Here is an 18980-nt window from a genome sequence, read left to right as displayed (position 1 = left end):
GCGGCAGGTTCAGGAGTGATTTTCCCGATCTGGGGGAGAGCACATTAGGGGGAGCACACCCCCTATTCGAACCCTACAAGGTTCCCTTACGGGTTCCCTCCCTTGTGGGTTCCTGGGTGCCACCGCGTAGCGTCATGGCATCGATCTCAGCAATCTGCGTGTGAAGCAGAAGCACATAGCCCGCTGCCCAGGGAGCACGCTCATCCATGGAGGCCCAGGGCTGCATGAGCGCTTGAGTCAGAGACAAGATACGGATAGAGCCGCCTTTTGTGAGGACCTTGGCGAGCGCATTGGAGTCGATGCTGGATATCTGCCCATCCGAGACGACGGCACCGGATTTGTCGATGATGTAGACCCGCTCCGATAGGGGGTCGCGGCCACGAAAGCTTGTATCGATCTCAGGCAAGTCATCAGCGTGCTTTCGCTGCAAGATCTCCTCGTGCCACTCGTCCACTTCAGCCTTGGTCGTCTTCTTGCCACGCTTGAAGGGGTGCGGTCCCTGCACGAGCCTGGCCTTGAACAGGTCCTCTGAGTAGCCAAGGTAGAACATGGCCATGCTCTGGGTGAACACGAATTCTGGCGGGAGCACATCGAGGGCCTGGCGCACGGCCAAGCTGTGCTCTTCAAAGCCAGGCAGTCGGTCGGCGAGCTCTATGGCCGCCTGCTTCTCATCAGACGGAGATTGGGCCTGCTGCATCGCTTGATCGAACAAGGCCTCCACCGAGCGGATATACCCCTGATAGGTTCCTTGGCTAGTGCTGGCCATCTGATCACCCCTATAGACGCCACAACTGTAACAGGCGCCTTTTGGACCGATCCAGCATCACATGGTCAGAGCGAGTTCCTTGACCTTGCGTCGCGGCTTGGAGACCGTTGTGGGCACGGGTTCTGGCTGTTTTGGCCTAGCGCGGGCCCTTGGTCGCTTGGGCATGGCTGCCACGGCGGTATCTTGGACATCCGCTTGCTCTTGGGTCTGCTTGCGCTCCTTCACCTGGATCGGTTCCTGCTGGTAGGCATCAATTCCCAAATGGGTGCAGATCTTCTCGGCATCCGATGCTGCCCGCATGACTTCCTTGGGTTCGTTCTTCAACACCTCGATCCAGGATTTCACATATGCCGCATGTCGCGTGGGGTCGTGGCCAATGCCAAGACGGTCGCCAATCATCATGCTGGCGATCTCGGCCCGTAGCTCCTCCTTGGCATATTCGACAGAGCCGAAGCCACCTGACAGGTCGCGGTTCAAACGATCCTTGTGGCCTGTCCAATGTCCAAGCTCATGAAGCGCTGTCGCGTAGTAATTATCAGCGGTATGGAAGGACGCCTTCTCGGGTAGATGGATGCTGTCGCTGATCGGGCGATAGAACGCCCGGCCACCACCATCGTGATTGATCCTCGCGCCACTGTCGGTGAGCAGGCGCTCGCACTCGTTGTGGCGCCAGTCGACGTCCGGAACCACCCGCTGCACGCGCTCTGGCATGCCATCGATCTGGGCTGCATTGAACACTTGGAATGTTCTAAAGATTGGTCCTCTCCGTTCTTCATCGTTTTTGTCTTGCTCATCCTTCGAGTCCTCCCGAACCTTCTCTCGAGCTACGGGTCGTTCCCACCAAGCAATCTTGGTGTGCTTCTCTCCCTTGCGAACCTGAAAACCAGCCCTAGTTGCCTGGTCATATGTCATCCAGCGGTTGTCGTCATAGCCTTTCTCGACCGCTATGGCGAAGAGATACATGGAATTGCCACCAGCGTAGGAGCGGCCAGAGACGGCGTTGTAAGGCATACCGCCCACACCAGGAGGAGACTTCCCTGGATCCCACCCCTTTTGCCACGGCGCAAGGTCTTGCTCCAATAGCGCAATGATCTTCTCAGCGGCCGGGTTGACCCATTCGTCGTATCTGCTCACTGGACACCACCGATGAAGATGGCGCCGCCAGCTTCCAGGTGCCCATCGACCACTTCGCGGATTCGGCTAAGGGACACCAACGGCAACATCGGGTCGTCGTCGTCTGCCAGCTGAAACATCAGGGTTCGCTCGTATTTCTGAACCTCGAAGCGCTCGGCTTCTTCCAGTAGATCGTCTAGATCGTGGGCACGCTCATCAAATGCATCGGGGTTTTCCATGGCGGCATCTCGTTGGAGGACACCACCAGCAAAAGGCAGGACGGGGAAAAGTAAAGTCTCTGACTACCAACTTTCCCAGATGGCGCGTCTGCCAAAGCCTTTCTGGAAATGGATGAAGGAGACAGGCAGACCCTGAGAACACCACGCACCCACCTCAGACAGGTTCACATGGCCCTCCTCCGCAACCGTTACCAGCTGGCCGGGACGGCCAATCTTGATCTGGTGCATGTGAGGAGCCAAGAGTGGAATAAGGCGGTTACAGCCATCATTCTCGAGGTCTAGGGTGAGCAAGAGCATTTCGCGATCGTTGCCCGCATAGCCCAAGGTCAGTGGCCCAAGAGGCGTCTTCAGGCCGCCATTGTTCTTGATGCGGTCAGGAATGAGGTGCTGCTGGACCGCCAATTCGTTGGTGAGCCCGTTGTAGGACTGCATGTTCCCCCAGGACTGCTCGATGTTCTGGGTGATCTCGATCAGGTCGTCGTTCGTTTGGTTGATTTTTCTGTTGAAGTTCGTCGTCGTGAAAGTGGCAAAGATGCCGACCACGGCAATGGCAATCACGCCCAACACGAGCATGATTTCCATAAGTGAGTAGCCACGCTGGCGCATCACACGCACTCCGCGAGATACCAGCCTTCCGGATCTGCTCGCGAATTCGCTGGATCCTGCATCACATGCTCAATCACTGCTCTGGCAGTCGGCTGATCGATGGATGCGTAATCTTTCACGAGCAACCCGGCTGCGGCGCTTGCATTGACCGTCGATCGTGCGAGGCGCTCTTCTGCCGACCAACTCGCGCTATCTCTTGCCGCGATAGCGCACACGGCCAGGTCATGGGCAAGCGGACTGAGATACGGCACCGAGGCGGCCTGATGGCGCTGATCCGTGCAAGCTGCCATGGTGAGCAGCATGAGAAACACCACGGCCTTCATAAGCGCATCCCTGACCTTTGCCTTAGTTGGCTACCCTGAGCTTGGCTTGATGCCTCCTTGAATGCTCGGTCAAACTGGCGGTCAGCCTCGGCGGGATCCGGGGACCAAGAGCTGGCGGAGGCCTGAGCTTCAAGCCTTCGGTCCCTATCCCCCATTTCAGCAATCATGTTGTTCTGAGCTGCCGGGCTGGATTTCCACCAGACGCATACGCCCGCATCGTTTGTGATTGAGGGGTTGGCACCCTGGGAGATCCAGAAGAGCGACTTGTCCATGTCCATGGTCTTCTCGGCCCGATCCAGACCCAGAGCGACACTCATCGGTGTGTTGCCCTGCTTGTCCTGGGCGTTTACGTCAGCGCCTGCCTCGATCAGGGCCGCGGCTAGCTTTCGGTCGTCGGCAAGAGCCGCCATGTGTAGCGGCGTGCGACCTAGGTCGTTCTGGATGGCTTCTGACATGGGCTGGGCTCCATAGGGGTATGGATCCACCTTGGAACAAAACCGGGATTGCGCAAGTCCTTAGAGACGTCTACTCGTCGGTGCCTGGGAGCTGATGAATGTCCGCTGGTGCAACAGTCGATGTTCGATGGTAGCCAGAGCTTCGGGATCTCCGATATCCAGTGGCGTGAAGCCATCCTGGTTGACTGCATGGAGGTCTGCGCCGTAATCCATGAGCATCTTGGCCGTGCAGGCGTCGCTCACGAAATGAAGAGGCGTGTTGCCCTGGTAGTTGCACAAGCGCGGATTGGCGTGGTTTTCCAAAAGGAGGGGCACCAGCTCATCCGCCCCGTTCTGCACACACAGGTTCAATGGGGTGTTTCGGTGGTCGTCCAGGGCATTGATGTTCGCGCCCTTGGACAACAGGTAGCGGATCTGACCTTCGTTGCGAAACAAGCAGACATGGTGAAGTGGCGTGCCGCGGTCAGGGATGGACACATTGACCGGCAGACCCTGCTCTTCCACCAAGTAGCGCATGAGTGAAAGATCTTGGGTCCACAGCGGCCAAACTTGGCCGTGCAGGTCAAAGCCACTCTCGAAGAAGAGCCGGACGAGAGGAAGGTTGTAGGCGTTCACCGCATCCCGAAACGCCATGCGGCCGTAGAAGTCATTGACCTTGGCGCCAGCCTCGATGAGCGACTGGTAGATGTCCTGGTTGCCGGGCCACTGGGAGTGAGCGAACTCGGCCTGTGCCCTGCCCATGGCGGGGACTTCCTTACCAGCCCAAAGCGAGGGGTGGGCCAGGTTCGGATTGGCGCCATCATTTAGAGCTTGCCGGACGGCGCCTGCGTCCAGGCGGTCGATGGCTTCAATCAGAGCGATCTGGAGTGGTGAGTGAGGATCCTTGGTCATAGATCCATGCTTGCAGAGGACTGGGATTGCGCAAGGCTTGCGAAGAGCGCTTTCATCGACCCCTACCCATTGAACATATCCGGCATATCTTCATGTTCGTCCAGCTTGGCCTGGGGAATAGAACCTGCAATGGTGGGCTCTTCAAGCGGCTTCACACCCTCCAACACGAGATTGACGCAACGCGGCCGCTCTGATCCAAGGCTCTTCTGGATGCCAACATGATCGAACCCGAATTCGCGGAACACCTCTTTCATCCGCTGCCAGAACTTGCTGTCTGAGATCGGATGCTTGTTTGCACTGTCCACATGCTCGCAATAGCTGTTGTAGATGAACTGCTTCTTGGTGAGAGCGGTAGGGTTGTATTCGAGCCGGACATCGAACAGCCAAGCCGACACGCTATCGGTTTCCCGGCGCTGCTCCCTGGACAACTTGCGAACTGCTGCCGGCTTCTCACTGTCTGACAGCCAGCGCTTACGGCTGGTCAGACGGGAAGCTCCGATAAGCAGCCAGTCGATGACCTGCCCCAGCTCTTCCGGCGATTGCGTGATGTGCTTATGAAGGTCAAAAATCTTCTGGTCTGACCTGACCCTCTTGATGAAGGGGATGATCTCGATCTTTCGCCAAAAGCCATGCTCGTGATTGCTAACTTCCGAGAAATGGTTGGTCGCACCAATCACAATCACCCTAGGAACGAACGTGAACTCGTCCTTGCCCTTCTTCTCTGCGGGCATTGGGTCCCAGGAAATGATGTTCTTCAAGGCATCCTGCATATCCTTGGACAGCCGGGAGGGCATCTCAGAGATCATTGCCACGCGCTTTCCAATCAGCGAGGCGGTTCCGAACTCGTTCTTGACAAGTCGTTTCAGGTTGATCGACTGGGTATGGCGAGGCGCAAGCGATCGGAGGATATGCAGCATCACACTCTTGCCGTTCTCACCGTCCCCATAGAGCAAGATGCCCTTCTCGTAGCACTGGGAGAGCAAGACCGTCGAAAGCGCTTCTTGCGAGTAGTCATGGACGTCTTGGTCAATGAAGGCGGAGTTGACGTAGTTGTGCCAGTAGGACCCTTCTTTTGAAGTAGATGGGGTGTAGATCATCGTTTCCGGATCCACCCTGCTCATGTCCAGGTCCGCCTGAATGACATAGTCAATGCAAAACGACTTGTCGGGAGCGGTGGCCCTCAAGGTGCCGTCGCCCTCAATGATCAAGTAGGCGTTTCGGAATGGCACAAGGTTCAATCCTTGCTTGCGGACAAGGAACCGTCCCTGACCCACCATCAAATCAGTAAGCACGCGAATGCAGGAGTCTGGTCGAGAACCTGAAATGTCTTCTTGCGCGTATCGAGCCAGCCATTGCATGGCGTCTGCGCGAAGTTCCTTATGGGATTGGATCTGCCAGCGGCTACCCCTGGGATCTTCAAGCCAACGGTAGACAGAAGTGTCGATATCCCCGTTCTCGCTCACCTCACCCAAGGCAATGTTTCCAAGCCTGTCCATCTCCAGAGGGACGCCAGCAGCATCCACGCCTTGGGGGATCTCCCTCTTCAAGATCTCGTAGGCGTATCGAAATTCCGGTGCGGCCTCCTGATATGGGCCCAACATGTCGTATCGAACGTTGGAATTGCCCGGAAAAGAAACAACGTTACCGCTTGACGCGGCTGCGCTTTGAACTACCATAATTATATCCTTTGTAAGTCTGTGTCATCGAACCCCGCCCTGGCAGGCGGGGTTTTCATTTGTTTATCCCGTCGCTACTTGCTGTCTAGCGGTTGATTCCCTATGAAATGCGAGAAGCAGCCCGAACGCCTGAGATCTTGAGCAGTGATACTGGCCAGCGAGCGCATCGACTTCCGCAATTTGTTCATCGTGCATATGCACCTTGATTGACTTGCGTTTTTTCGCCCCTGGCTTCGCACGCTTACGAAGCTCAACTACATTCGTCATTACATCTCCCGTTTCACGATTGACCCACAGTGGGCCTATTCAATGAAGCAGAAAAAGGAGAGTTGGCAATAGGTTGTTGCGAAGTATTTCTTAGCCAAGCCCCTCGTCTTTCAACTGTGTAAGTTGAAGCTTATTGATTTAGGGAATGATCGAAGAGGGGGTGCGCACCCCCTATTCCCTTCCAGACACTGCACGGGCTGCACGGGCACTGCACGGGTAAAAAGCAACAGCCCGTGCAGTGTTTTTCTAAATGGAATCATCGACTTAGAACTGAGTGCACGGGCTGCACGGGTAAAAGTCAAAATCGGTTCAATGAGGATTGTTTTCCAACTATTGCTACGCAACTCCCCAGCCACAGGGAATTTGCACTTAGCCCGTGCAGCCCGTGCAGTAGCACGCAACTTATTGACGTCTCTGGTAAATGTGGTGCACGGGCTAGCTCCCCAGCCCGTGCACAGCCTGTGCAGTGCCCGTGCATCAGGCAAAGAAAAGGCCCCGAAGGGGGCCTTGTTGTTCTCAGAGGCCTTTGCTGCCTCTGTCTGTTGGATTAGATGGTAGAGGGGTAGACCCTCGAAGCCGCTCGCGCTCTCGATGCTGCTGCAAGTCCGCCCCCATGACATTGGCTGCATCATGGCGACTACCAGCATCAGCAAGAGCACTGGCCATTGCGGATGCAAAGGGCTCCCTCGCTACTTCATCGGCCCAAGGCAGGGATAGCGCGGCATCCAGGCTACCCGTGAACACTGTATCGTCGTCCAGCGCGCGGATTAGTGTTGCGTCGTCCACCGTGAGCACATGGCCCATTACCAAGCCGCCATGCACCGCCCAGTCTTCCGGCATCAGGCAGTCTGCCAAAGTCGCAAAGTCGAGCTTGCGCCCAAGCTTCTTCTTCAGCTTGGCGAGTTGGTCCTTAGCTTCTTGGACCTGCAACTCCAGTTCGAGCTCGCGTGTTTTTTGGCGTAACGCCTCGAGTTCGTCAATGAGCCTCTTCTCTTTCGTGGTCAGGCCTTGTCGGGTCTTATCCCACTCGATGAGGGCTTGGTAGTTGTATCGGATGCTCTCGTTCCCAGACCCCTCACTCTCAGATCCTTTCCCAAATGGCGGTCCTTTGGGAGGCGACCTGTTGCGCCAGTCTGAGAGGGTGTCGAAGTGGACATTCAAGATCCGTGCGGCAGCCTTGGTGCCAACAGAAGAGCGAAGGCCTGCCTTGGCGTCCTCGATCTCTTTCGAGATCCGATCGGTTGCCAAAGCTCGGTAGGCTTCCTCGCTTCTAATCTGCTGCATTGACCAAGCCTTCCTTCTTGGACATGAAGATTGTGGGAGCCGGATCGTTAGCCTCATCAAGACGCGGCTTGTCCGTGTCCTTCAAGTTGTTCCATACCCTCGGGCTCGTGGCAATCATAGCCTCCTCAACCCGACCAAACGCACGGCGCAACTCTTCCCACTCTTGTTGGGTGTAACGGGTCGATACCTTCGCTTTTCCATCGGGAACGGTGTGTTGAAGCATCTGGGAAATGATCGTGCCGCGTTCCAGCTTCTCGGCGTAGCGGCCCAAGGTGCGTTTCAGGTCATGGGGAGTGAGCCCGATATCAATTTCCTTGTCCAGATCCAACATCCCTGAGTCCCTACGGACATTGCGAATGATCGACTTGCTGTCAGAGTAGTGGCCCTTGTTGGCTTTGCGACTCCTGGCAGGGAAGACCCAGACCAATCGAGCCAGATCCTCTCTGGCGTAATTCAGCTGTCTAAGCGCCTTAGCCTGCTTGATTTCATCCTTGGTCTCTTTGCAGACCTTCTTGTATGCGGCTTCTGCGGCCCGAATGGCTCGGGGAGCCTGCCCTTCCTTCTCCAAGCGCTCAGCTAAACGCTGTCTCAAAATGCGCTCAGCAAAGTAGGCGATAGGTATAAACCGCTCATCGCCATTCTTCGTATCGTGGAAGTAGGCCTGCGAGCCCCTCTTGCCTGTCGTTGGGTTCACCTCATCAGGAAACTGAGCCAGCCACACCCAAGATGCCTCATTTTGTGCCAGCTCTCCTGATGTGCACTTGTCATACCACTTCAACCGCGCACTCTCGCCCCGTCTGGCACCGAAAAGAAGTGTGAGAAGTAGATAGTCCGCACCAGCCTTGTTCAAGCCACCCTGCTCGTCGCGACGCGCCAAGATTGTTTTCAGCACAGTAGGCAGGCTGTTGTCATCTTCTCCGAGCGGGTTCCTGACTTTCGCCCTCTCGTAGTGCTTCCGTAGCTCTTGTGCTTCTCGAAACAGCTTCAACCGCCGTATTGCCTTAAATGGATTGGCAAACAAGTCCGGTGCACGTTGTTCTCGCTGCGCCTGTTCTGTCTCCATTTCTACAATGAACTGCACAGCGCGATATGCGTCAGAAAGCGTGTGCTCAGCCGCGGCCAATCCAGCCGCCTTTACCCTCTGAATGTATTTTCCATGGATGCCCAGCGCTTCCAGTTCGAGTGTCGTGAGCTTTGCCCAATCCTTGTAAGGTTCAAGCCGACCCTTCATATCTGAGGGAATACGGTTTGACTTTGACTGAGCTGAAAGCCGGACTAGCTCATGAGCTTCGGAAACATCGTCGTCGGTCAGATCCCTCACCTCTTTACGGGCTAGGTCCACCTCTGCCCGCTTGAGCCGAGCGAGGCTGTCACCGATCGCCTCAGCGCTCACTGCCTTGGCCTTCCCTTCTTTTACAAACCCCTCCAAGCGCTTGATGTAGTCCTCCATGCACTGCCCAACGGTGATGTGCTTGACGGACTTCCGCTTCCATTTCTGAGCCTCAATTCGCTTGGGGTTGTCGCCGGTCTCGTGAATGATCTTTGCCCACTTCCTGGCCTTATCGAAGGCCTCCTCCATAGACAGGTCTAGGACTTTGCCGATAGCCACCCGTCGAAAGCCCTCTGGACCACGTTTGGCCATTTCATAGATGACTCCTTTGGGGCCCACATAGATGCCGACCCCAGTCGGGGCATCCGCCAGCTTGAACCGGTAGGGCTTGCCCGCCTCTTCTGGCGGTCGGGGCTGGTAGACCAATTTTCCACCCGATCCAATGACCGGATAATTGGCCGTGTTCAATTCCCGGCTTCGAAGTTGTTTCTCTGTCAGGCTCAACTTGCTGCCAGACTTCCCCTTTACAGTCTCTTTCGTGGTCTCATCAGATGTATCCATGGACGTGGTGGACATAGGCCTCTCCCAGCTACTTGCATCCATGGATACATGGACATTGGGCCGATTCTATACGTGGATACATCGTGGATACAAGAAGACGCCTCTATCGACCCCTGACCACCCTCATAGACCCCTATTTCCAGTTCAGTGATAATGACCCAAACTATTGATTCAAATACAAAACTCAATAATAACAAGGGTTCGGCTGAGCACACCCCTTTGATGAAGCAGTTCTTTGCAGCCAAGTCCGAGTACCCGGACCTGCTGCTGTTCTTCCGGATGGGCGATTTCTACGAACTGTTCTATGACGACGCGCGCAAGGCCGCGCGCCTGCTCGACATCACCCTGACCCAGCGCGGCAGCTCCGGCGGCGCGCCGATCCCGATGGCTGGCGTGCCCGTACATGCCTTCGAGGGCTATCTGGCGCGGCTGGTGGCGGTCGGCGAATCGGTGGCGATCTGCGAGCAGATCGGCGACCCGGCGCTGGCCAAGGGCCTGGTCGAGCGCAAGGTAGTACGCGTGGTCACCCCGGGCACCGTCACCGACGAAGCGCTGCTGGACGAGCGCCGCGACACCTTGCTGATGGCGCTGTCGCGCAGCAAGGCCGGTTACGGCCTGGCCTGGGCCGATCTGGCCGGCGGCCGTTTCCTGGTCAACGAAGTTGACAGTGACGACGCGCTGGAAGCTGAGCTGGCCCGACTGGAGCCGGCCGAGCTACTGGTGCCCGACGAGGAGAACTGGCCGGAGTTCCTGCGCCACCGCAATGGCGTGCGCCGACGCGCACCATGGCTGTTCGATGCCGACAGCGGCCGACGCCACCTGCTGAATTTCTTCAAGCTGCACGACCTCAGCGGCTTCGGCATCGACGACAAGCCGCGCGCCACCGGCGCTGCCGGTGCCCTGCTCGGCTATGTCGAGGAAACCCAGAAGCAGCGCCTGCCGCACCTGACTTCCATCTCGATGGAGAACGCCGGCGAAGCGATTGCAATGAATGCCGCCACCCGCCGACATCTGGAACTGGATACGCGCGTTGACGGCGACACCCGCAATACCTTGCTTGGCGTGCTCGACAGCACCGTCTCGCCAATGGGCGGACGCCTGTTGCGGCGCTGGCTGCACCGCCCGCTACGCCTGCGCAACGTGCTGCAGCAACGCCACCACGCAGTTGCCACCCTGATTGATCGCGGTACCGACGCCGACCTGCGCGACAGCTTCCGCGCCCTCGGCGACATCGAGCGCATCCTCACCCGCATGGCGCTGCGCTCGGCGCGCCCGCGCGACTTCTCCACCCTGCGCGATGGCCTGGCCCTGCTGCCGGCAATCACCTCGCAGCTGGACACGCTGGATTCGCCGCGCCTGCAGCAGCTGCGCGCCGAGCTTGGCTCGCACGATGAAAGCGCACATCTGTTGGCCAGCGCGGTTGCCGAGCAGCCGCCACTGAAGTTGTCCGATGGCGGCGTCATTGCCGAAGGCTACGATGCCGAGCTCGACGAACTGCGCCGTCTGTCCACCCACGCCGACCAGTTCCTGATCGACCTGGAAGCACGCGAGCGCCAGGCAAGCGGCATCGCCACCTTGAAGGTCGGCTACAACCGCGTGCATGGCTATTACATCGAGATCAGCAAGGGCCAGTCCGACAAGGCGCCGGTGCACTACACCCGCCGCCAGACCCTGACCAATGCCGAGCGCTACATCACCGAGGAGTTGAAGAACTTCGAGGACAAGGTGTTGTCGGCACGCGAGCGCTCGCTCAGCCGCGAGAAACTGCTGTACGAAGGCCTGCTCGACATCGTCGGCCAGCATCTGGAACCACTGAAGCGCTGCGCGGGCGCGCTTAGCGAGCTGGACGTGCTGGCCGCATTCGCCGAACGCGCGCAGGCGCTGGACTGGGCGCAGCCGGAACTGCAGGAAGATGCTTGCCTGCGCATCGAACGTGGCCGTCATCCGGTGGTGGAAGCCGTCCGTGATACGCCATTCGAACCCAACGACCTGGACCTGCACCCAGACCGTCGCATGCTGGTCATCACCGGTCCGAACATGGGCGGTAAGTCGACGTACATGCGGCAGAACGCGCTGATCGTGCTGCTCGCCCACATCGGCAGCTTCGTGCCGGCCAGCCGTGCGGTGATCGGCCCGATCGACCGCATCCTGACCCGCATCGGCGCCGGTGACGATCTGGCCAAGGGCCAATCCACCTTCATGGTGGAAATGGCCGAGACCAGCTACATCCTGCACCACGCCACCGAACACTCGGTGGTGTTGATGGACGAAATCGGTCGCGGCACCTCGACCTATGACGGTCTTGCCCTGGCCGACGCAGTCGCGCGTCACCTTGCCTACCAGAACCGCTGCTACACGCTGTTTGCCACGCACTACTTCGAGCTGACGGCCTTGGCCGATGAGAGCCACGAAGGCGGCGCCAGCGGCATCGCCAACGTGCATCTGGATGCAGTGGAACACGGCGACACGCTGGTGTTCATGCATGCTGTGAAGGATGGCCCGGCAAACCGCAGTTTTGGTTTGCAGGTGGCGGCACTGGCTGGCTTGCCCAAGTCCACCGTTGCACAGGCGCGTCGCCGTCTGGCCGAGCTGGAACAACGTGGTGGTGAGACGCAGAGCGCGGCGATGGCGCCGCAGGCACTGGATGCGCCGCAGCAGTTTGGTTTGTTTGCCGCGCCGAATTCAGCGGCTCTGGATGCATTGCAGGCGATCGATCCGGATGAGCTGACGCCGAAGCAGGCGCTGGAAGCGCTGTACCGGGTGAAGTCGTTGATCTGACCGCAGCACCTGTAGTGCCGAGCCATGCTCGGCAAGAAGCCCCACCTGTAGTGCCGAGCCATGCTCGGCAAGAAGCCCCACCTGTAGTGCCGAGCCATGCTCGGCAAGAAGCCCCACCTGTAGTGCCGAGCCATGCTCGGCAAGGGGCTTTCCTGGTACCGCCCACTGCCGAGCATGGCTCGGCACTACGGCTTCTACTCCCTCCCTTTGGCCGAAGGCCAAGGGGAGGGTTGGGGAGGGGTTGGCTCTTTCCGCCTTTCGAGCAATCCCAGCCTCGCGGCTTACGCCGCTCCCACATCCGCGACCAGCGCATCATCCAACTGCCCCGCACGCACTGATGCCGGCCGCTGCAGATGCACAGCGCAGTAGTCGGTGAATACCTGCTTGGCCTCCAGCTCACCCACGCGGATGTAATAGCTCAGGAACGAGGCCATATACAGGTCGGCAACGGTGAAGCTGTCACCCACCAGATAGCGCTTGCCGGCTACCGCGGTTTCCAGCGTATGCAGCAGGTCCTCGGCGGTGCCGTAACCCGCTTCCATCGCCGGAGCCAGCCCACCATGGCGACGATCGGTGACGAAGGCCTCCAGCGGCCCGGCCGCGAACAACACCCAGCGGTAGCATTCACCACGTTCGGGGCTGCCAACCGGTGGCAGCAAGGCCTTCGCCGGCGCCAGATCAGCCAGGTGCAGGCAGATAGCCGCGTTCTCGGTGATGACCGTCTTGCCCTGCAGCAAGGCCGGCACTTTGCCCATCGGATTGATCGCCAAGTATTGCGCGGACTTCATGCTGGTGCCGTACGCAAGCATCACCGCGTCATAGCGCAGACCGGTTTCTTCCAGCATCCAACGGGTGATACGGCCGCGCGAATGTGGATGGCTGTAGAAGGTAAGCGTATCGGTCATGTCAGGCACCTGCGTTGTAAGGAGCCGACAGTGTGCGCAGGGGCTGCTGACAGCTGCTGTCAGCAGTGACACATCACGTTCCCGTCATGCACTCCGCGCGCCAGCGCTTCAGCAGTTGATGGCGTTGTGCCGGATAACGCTGCGCGGTGTCTTCCAGCGCCAACATGCGGTCAGCACGAAAGTGGCGGAAATCGCTGCGCATTTCGCACCACGCCGCCAGCACACGTACGTCGGCCATGAACGCCATTGCGAACGGCCAGATCATCCGCTCGCTGGCCCTGCCCTCGGCATCGCGGTAATGGATGCGCACCGCATTGCCGTCGCGGATGGCGCGGCGCAGTGCAGGCAACCACGGCTCCGGCGGCACGCCGTGCCAATGCGGTGCGAACAGGCCGCTGGTTTCCACCTGCAGGCGCAACGCTTCAGGCAGCACGCCGGTGACGCGCTCCAAGGCCGTGCCGGCCGCAGCTGCCAGTTCCGGATCACCGTGTGAGGCAACCCAGCGTGCGCCCAGCATCAAGGCTTCCAATTCCTCGGCCGAGAACATCATTGGTGGCAGCAGGAATCCCGGCCGCAGTTGGAAGCCGATGCCAGGGTCGCCGACGATCTCCGCACCCTGACCGCGCAGCGCCTCGATATCCCGATAAAGGGTGCGCAGGCTCACCTCCAGGCGCTGTGCCAGTTCAGCCCCGCGCACCGGCGTGCGGCGGCGCCGCAATTCGTCCAGCAGGTGCAGCAATCGGGTGGCGCGTTGGCTCATGGACAGATCCGTATCCGGGACAGGCAGCTGCCCAGCATAACGGCTGGCAGGCGGTGGAACTGCCACTCACCAACAACAGAGCGCATTTATCCGGGCGAGCTGAGCAATAGGTAAGTCCTATCAGAGCGAACGTTTCATTTGATTATTCATTTAACGGTTCGGTGGTTACAGTCGGTGGGAGCAAAACCCCAACGCCAGCAGGAGCCAGCCATGAGCAACGACACCAAGCCGACCTGTCCGTACCACAGCGCCCCCTCCCCCGAGCAGGCCGCGCAGTCGCAGCGTGACACCAGCACCACCCCCAAGCAGCAGCATGGCGACGCGCCGGTAACGCCGCTGACCACCGCCTTCGGTGCGCCGGTGGTGGACAACCAGAACAGCAAGACCACCGGCCCCCGCGGCCCGTTGCTGATGGAAGACGTGTGGCTGCTGGAGAAGCTGGCCAACCTCAACCGCGAGATCATTCCCGAGCGCCGCATGCATGCGAAGGGCTCTGGCGCATTCGGTACCTTCACCGTCACCCATGACATCAGCAAATACACCCGCGCCAAGCTCTTCTCGGCGGTGGGCAAGCAGACCGAAATGTTCGCCCGCTTCACCACCGTGGCCGGTGAGCGTGGCGCCGCCGATGCCGAGCGCGACATCCGCGGCTTCGCACTGAAGTTCTACACCGAGGAAGGCAACTGGGACCTGGTCGGCAACAACACGCCGGTGTTCTTCCTGCGTGACCCGCGCAAGTTCGGCGACCTCAACAAGGCGGTCAAGCGTGACCCGCACACCAACCTGCGCAGCGCCCGCAACAACTGGGACTTCTGGACCCTGTTGCCGGAAGCACTGATGCAGGTCACCGTGGTGATGAGCGACCGTGGCATCCCGCGCAGCTTCCGTCATATGAACGGCTTCGGTTCGCACACCTACAGCTTCACCAATGAGGGCGGCGAGCGCTTCTGGGTGAAGTTCCACTTCGTCACCCAGCAGGGTGTGCAGGCGCTGACCGATGCGCAGGCCGAAGTGCTGGTCGGCAAGGACCGCGAAAGCCACGGCCGTGACCTGTTCCAGGCGATCGAGCGTGGCGAGTTCCCGAAGTGGAAGCTGTTCGTGCAGGTCATGCCGGAGCTCGAAGCCGAGACCTATCGCATCCATCCATTCGACCTGACCAAGGTCTGGCCGAAGAGCGATTACCCGCTGATCGAAGTCGGCGAGTTCGAACTCAACCGCAACCCGGTCAACTGGTACCAGGACGTGGAGCAGTCGGCATTCGCACCGAGCAACCTGGTGCCGGGTATCGGCCCCTCGCCGGACAAGATGCTGCAGGCCCGCCTGTTCGCTTACACCGATGCGCAGCGTTACCGGTTGGGCGTCAACCATCACCAGATTCCGGTCAATGCTGCCCGCTGCCCGGTCTTCAGCAACCACCGCGATGGCGCCATGCGCGTCGATGGCAACTACGGTGGCCTGCCGCACTACGAGCCCAACAGTTATGGCCAGTGGCAGGAACAACCGCAGTACCGCGAGCCGGCACTGAAGATCCGTGGTGATGCCGACTTCTGGAACTTCCGCGAAGACGACAACGATTACTTCAGCCAGCCCGGCGCGCTGTTCCGCAGCTACAACGCCGCGCAGCAGCAGCGCCTGTTCGAGAACACCGCACGCGCCCTGGGCGATGCCCCGGACTTCATCAAGCAGCGCCACATCGACAACTGCAACAAGGCCGATCCAGCCTACGGCGCGGGCATCGCCGCCGCCCTGCAGAAGCTGGCCGCGGCAGCCGCCCCGGCTGATCCGTTCGCACCGCCGCCGCATCCGGGCAGCGATTTCCCGACCGCCACCCCAGGCGCCGAGGACATCGAGCTGTAAGCCAAGCTGACCGTTCCAACGATGAAACAGCACCGCCCGCCCTGCGCGGGCGGTGCTGTTTCTGCCCACAACCCAACACGTCTTTGGTCTCTTCACTTACGCCCCCGTGCGGGAGTTACCATGCCGCTGGACAACCCACCTTCAAGGATTCCCCGATGAGCCTGACCGACGACCTTCTTTCACAGCTGCAGGGCGCACCGTTGCAGCAGGTTTCGCAGCAGTTGGGCATCGACAGCCAGCAGGCCTCGGGCGCGATCAGCGCCGCGTTGCCGTTGCTGATGGGCGCACTGGGCAACAACGCGGCCAAGCCGCAGGGCGCCCAAGCCCTGTTCGGCGCGCTGCAGAACAACCACAGCGGCCTGGACATCGGCAGCGTGCTGGGTGCGGTGATGGGCGGCGGCAACAGCCCGGCAGCCAACGGCGCCGGCATCCTCGGCCACATCTTCGGCGGCAACCAGGACCGCGCCGAGACCGGCCTTGCCCAGGCTACCGGCCTGAGCCCGAGCAGCTCCAGCCAGTTGTTGAAGATCCTTGCCCCGATCGTGATGGCCTTCATCGCCCAGCGCATGAGCAGCGGCGGCCAGGCCAGCGCCGGTGGGCTGGCGCAGATCCTGGGCCAGGAGAAGCAGCAGGTTTCCCAGGCTGGCGGCATCGGCGGCGGGCTGCTGGGCAGCGTGTTGGACCAGGATGGCGACGGCCAGTTCGGGGTCAGCGACCTGATCAGGCTGGGCAGCGGCTTGTTGGGTAGTGGCAAGCGCTGAGCTGCTGCAGGTTGATTGAAAACGCCACCGCAAGGTGGCGTTTTTGTTTCGGTAGTGCCGAGCCATGCTCGGCAGAAGCTTCACTAGTAATGCCCCTGTAGTGCCGAGCCATGCTCGGCAGAGGCTTTACCGGTAGAGCCCCTTGCCGAGCATGGCTCGGCACTACAGGTCTGGCTTTGTTGGTAAAGCCCCTGCCGAGCATGGCTCGGCACTACAGGTCTGGCTTTATTGGTAAAGCCCCTGCCGAGCATGGCTCGGCACTACAGGTCTGGCTTTATGGTAGAGCCCCTGCCGAGCATGGCTCGGCACTACAGGTGAAGCGCTTGGGTCAGAGCGCGTCGAGGTCACCCAGGGCGCGGATCAGGCGGCGGGCGCGCTTGTCGGGCTTGTGCTCCGGGGCCTGGTAGCCTGTCCTTTCGGCGGCGCGACGCTGCTGCAGCTCGTGACGCGCCTGCTTCGAGGCCGCCGACTCTTCGTACATGGCCTGCGCTACCGGCGCCGAACCACGCTTGTCACTGAGCCCGCGCACCGCGATCTCGAAGACCTCATCGCCACGCTGCACCCGCAGCGCGTCGCCCAGGCGAATGGCGCGGGACGACTTGGGGCGTTGCCCTTCCACATCCACCTTGCCGGTCTCCACCGCCTGCTTGGCCAGGCTGCGGGTCTTGAAAAAACGTGCAGCCCACAGCCACACATCAAGACGAATGCTTGCTACCACTACGACTTCGCCACTCATTGCGCTGCCATGACTCCCTTGTTGCCGCCCAAGCGGTGATACCTGCCACCGCCGCGCTCACCTGCAAGATGCTAGTGTGCCTGCCCCGATCCCGACAACGTTGTCCATGTCGAAACCCAAGCAAACCCGCTCGCTGACCGAAGGTCCAATCGGGACCAGCCTGCTGATGTTCGCGCTCCCCATCCTGGCTGGCAACATCGCCCAGTCGCTGAATGGCTCGGTCAATGCCATCTGGGTGGGCAAGTTCCTCGGCGAGGCGGCGCTGACCGCCACGGCCAACGCCAACAACATCATGTTCTTCCTGATCGGCTCGGTGTTCGGTATCGGCATGGCCGCGACCATCCTGATCGGCCAGTCCATCGGTGCCAAGGACCTGCCGCAGGCCCGGCGGGTGATGGGCACCAGTGCCACCTTCTTCATCGGCCTGTCTGCGGTGATCGCGGTGCTGGGCTGGTTCCTCTCGCACCGCCTGCTGGTGGCGATGGGCACACCGGCCGAATCACTGCCGATGGCCGATGCCTATCTGAAGGTGATCTTCCTGGCGATGCCGCTGCTGTACGCGTTCGCCTTCATCACCGCCGCCCTGCGCGGCGCCGGCGATGCGCGCACGCCGTTCCGCTTCCTGCTGCTGGCGGTGCTGATGGATATCGCCTTCAACCCGCTGCTGATCTTCGGCGTGGGCCCGTTCCCGGAGCTCGGTATTGCCGGTGCAGCGTGGGCCACCTTCTTCTCGCAGGGCCTGGCGCTGGCCGGCCTGATGCTTTACCTGCGCAACAAGCGACACATGCTGTGGCTGGGCCGCAAGGACATCGGCCTGTTGAAGATCGACACGGTCATCCTCAAGGCGCTGGTGGTCAAGGGCGTGCCGATGGGCCTGCAGATGATCCTGATCTCGCTGGCGATGATCATGATGATCAGCATGGTCAATGGCTACGGGGTGGAAACCGCCTCGGCCTATGGCGCCGCGATGCAGTTGTGGACCTATGTGCAGATGCCGGCCATGGCCATTGGTGCGGCCTGCTCGACGATGGCCGCACAGAACGTCGGCGCCGGCCTCTGGCCACGGGTGGAAGCCACCGCGCGTACCGGTGTGCTGTTCAACTTCCTGCTGACCGGTGCCTTGATCGCGCCGATCATCCTGTTTGATCGCAGCACCCTGGCGTTGTTCCTGCCAGCAGCCAGCGAGGCGCTGGAAATCGGCCGCCACCTGAATCACATCGCGGTGTGGTCGTTCCTGTTCTTCGGCGTCAATTTCGTGCTTTCCGGCGTGGTTCGTTCCACCGGCGCGGTGCTGCCGCCGCTGTTGATCCTGGCAATCGGCATGTGGGGCATCCGCGTGCCGTTTGCGCTGTGGCTGCAGCCACGCTTTGGCGCCGATGCGATCTGGTGGAGCTTCCCGATCAGCGCGTTGTGCTCGATGCTGATGATCATGGCCTATTACCGCTGGGGCAATTGGCGCAAGGCAACCATCCTGGACAAGCCGGCGCAGGCCACCCCGGCGGAAGTGCCGGCGACGCCGCCGTCACCGGTGGCGGATCCGGACGTGGAATTGGAACGCTAGACAGCGCTGTAGGAGCGGCGTCAGCCGCGAAGCTGGCATTGCTGGAAGGGCCGAAGAGCTCAACCCCTCCCCAACCCTCCCCTACGCCTTCGGCGCAAGGGAGGGGGCAGA

17 protein-coding genes are annotated in these 18980 nt (G+C 60.3%); 4 read left to right on the top strand and 13 right to left on the bottom strand.

Translation table 11 applies throughout. The features are described from left to right. Positions 1-73 precede the first annotated feature (73 nt). The 10 genes from Q5Z11_RS06940 to Q5Z11_RS06895 all read right to left on the bottom strand — a co-directional run bounded on the left by Q5Z11_RS06940 (position 74) and on the right by Q5Z11_RS06895 (position 9526). On the bottom strand, positions 74-766 hold the full coding sequence (locus Q5Z11_RS06940) for a hypothetical protein (RefSeq protein WP_303749303.1): 693 nt from the start codon (positions 764-766) through the stop codon (positions 74-76). Positions 767-823: 57 nt separating this feature from the next. Next, complete coding sequence (locus Q5Z11_RS06935) at positions 824-1900, bottom strand: ArdC family protein (RefSeq protein WP_303749302.1); 1077 nt, start codon at positions 1898-1900, stop codon at positions 824-826. Continuing rightward, positions 1897-2118: a hypothetical protein gene (locus Q5Z11_RS06930; protein ID WP_303749301.1), complete on the bottom strand. Its 222-nt coding sequence runs from the start codon at positions 2116-2118 to the stop codon at positions 1897-1899. The genes Q5Z11_RS06935 and Q5Z11_RS06930 overlap by 4 nt, the downstream gene beginning before the upstream one ends. Positions 2119-2181: 63 nt before the next feature. After that, complete coding sequence (locus Q5Z11_RS06925) at positions 2182-2724, bottom strand: type II secretion system protein (protein WP_303749300.1); 543 nt, start codon at positions 2722-2724, stop codon at positions 2182-2184. Then, positions 2724-3047 carry a hypothetical protein gene (locus Q5Z11_RS06920; RefSeq protein ID WP_303749299.1) on the bottom strand — a complete coding sequence of 108 codons (324 nt, stop codon included), beginning with the start codon at positions 3045-3047 and terminating at the stop codon, positions 2724-2726. Before Q5Z11_RS06920 ends, Q5Z11_RS06925 begins: the two co-directional genes overlap by 1 nt. Continuing rightward, positions 3044-3502: an ankyrin repeat domain-containing protein gene (locus Q5Z11_RS06915; protein ID WP_303749298.1), complete on the bottom strand. Its 459-nt coding sequence runs from the start codon at positions 3500-3502 to the stop codon at positions 3044-3046. Before Q5Z11_RS06915 ends, Q5Z11_RS06920 begins: the two co-directional genes overlap by 4 nt. A gap of 60 nt (positions 3503-3562) precedes the next feature. Next, positions 3563-4393, bottom strand: coding sequence for an ankyrin repeat domain-containing protein (locus Q5Z11_RS06910; RefSeq protein ID WP_303749297.1), 831 nt, complete (start codon positions 4391-4393; stop codon positions 3563-3565). 62 nt (positions 4394-4455) lie between these two features. Continuing rightward, positions 4456-6069 (bottom strand): DNA primase family protein, encoded by a 1614-nt coding sequence (locus tag Q5Z11_RS06905; RefSeq protein ID WP_303749296.1) that lies wholly within the window; start codon positions 6067-6069, stop codon positions 4456-4458. A gap of 783 nt (positions 6070-6852) precedes the next feature. Continuing rightward, the gene (locus Q5Z11_RS06900; RefSeq protein ID WP_303749295.1) at positions 6853-7620 is read right to left on the bottom strand and encodes a nucleotide-binding protein; all 768 of its coding nucleotides are present in this window, start codon (positions 7618-7620) and stop codon (positions 6853-6855) included. Next, entirely contained in the window at positions 7607-9526 is a 1920-nt protein-coding gene (locus tag Q5Z11_RS06895) for a site-specific integrase (RefSeq protein ID WP_303749294.1), read from the bottom strand. The genes Q5Z11_RS06900 and Q5Z11_RS06895 overlap by 14 nt, the downstream gene beginning before the upstream one ends. Before the next feature lie 138 nt (positions 9527-9664). On the opposite strand from Q5Z11_RS06895, the gene mutS reads away from it, so the two are divergent. Then, entirely contained in the window at positions 9665-12289 is a 2625-nt protein-coding gene (mutS, locus tag Q5Z11_RS06890; protein WP_405051657.1) for a DNA mismatch repair protein MutS, read from the top strand. 281 nt (positions 12290-12570) lie between these two features. Here the strand turns inward: mutS and Q5Z11_RS06885 are convergent, their stop codons facing one another. Beyond that, positions 12571-13194, bottom strand: coding sequence for a glutathione S-transferase family protein (locus tag Q5Z11_RS06885; protein ID WP_303749292.1), 624 nt, complete (start codon positions 13192-13194; stop codon positions 12571-12573). A 73-nt stretch (positions 13195-13267) separates the two neighbouring features. After that, positions 13268-13954 carry a helix-turn-helix transcriptional regulator gene (locus tag Q5Z11_RS06880; RefSeq protein WP_303749291.1) on the bottom strand — a complete coding sequence of 229 codons (687 nt, stop codon included), beginning with the start codon at positions 13952-13954 and terminating at the stop codon, positions 13268-13270. A gap of 210 nt (positions 13955-14164) precedes the next feature. On the opposite strand from Q5Z11_RS06880, the gene Q5Z11_RS06875 reads away from it, so the two are divergent. Both Q5Z11_RS06875 and Q5Z11_RS06870 read left to right on the top strand, forming a co-directional pair. Next, the gene (locus tag Q5Z11_RS06875) at positions 14165-15811 is read left to right on the top strand and encodes a catalase (RefSeq protein WP_303749290.1); all 1647 of its coding nucleotides are present in this window, start codon (positions 14165-14167) and stop codon (positions 15809-15811) included. Positions 15812-15966: 155 nt separating this feature from the next. Then, positions 15967-16572, top strand: a complete 606-nt coding sequence (locus tag Q5Z11_RS06870; protein WP_303749289.1) for a DUF937 domain-containing protein — start codon at positions 15967-15969, stop codon at positions 16570-16572. Between the two features lie 328 nt (positions 16573-16900). On the opposite strand, the gene Q5Z11_RS06865 is transcribed toward Q5Z11_RS06870, so the two are convergent. After that, the gene (locus Q5Z11_RS06865) at positions 16901-17308 is read right to left on the bottom strand and encodes an RNA-binding S4 domain-containing protein (protein WP_303749288.1); all 408 of its coding nucleotides are present in this window, start codon (positions 17306-17308) and stop codon (positions 16901-16903) included. Positions 17309-17414: 106 nt separating this feature from the next. Here Q5Z11_RS06865 and Q5Z11_RS06860 point away from each other — a divergent pair, with 106 nt between their 5' ends. After that, positions 17415-18869 (top strand): MATE family efflux transporter, encoded by a 1455-nt coding sequence (locus Q5Z11_RS06860; RefSeq protein WP_303749287.1) that lies wholly within the window; start codon positions 17415-17417, stop codon positions 18867-18869. The last annotated feature ends 111 nt before the right edge of the window (positions 18870-18980 follow it).

The sequence above is a fragment of the Stenotrophomonas sp. 610A2 genome, assembly GCF_030549615.1.
In the GTDB taxonomy this organism is placed as follows: domain Bacteria; phylum Pseudomonadota; class Gammaproteobacteria; order Xanthomonadales; family Xanthomonadaceae; genus Stenotrophomonas; species Stenotrophomonas pigmentata.
The sequence above is the reverse complement of the archived record's forward strand: the minus strand, read 5'-3'. Positions and strand labels throughout refer to the sequence as shown.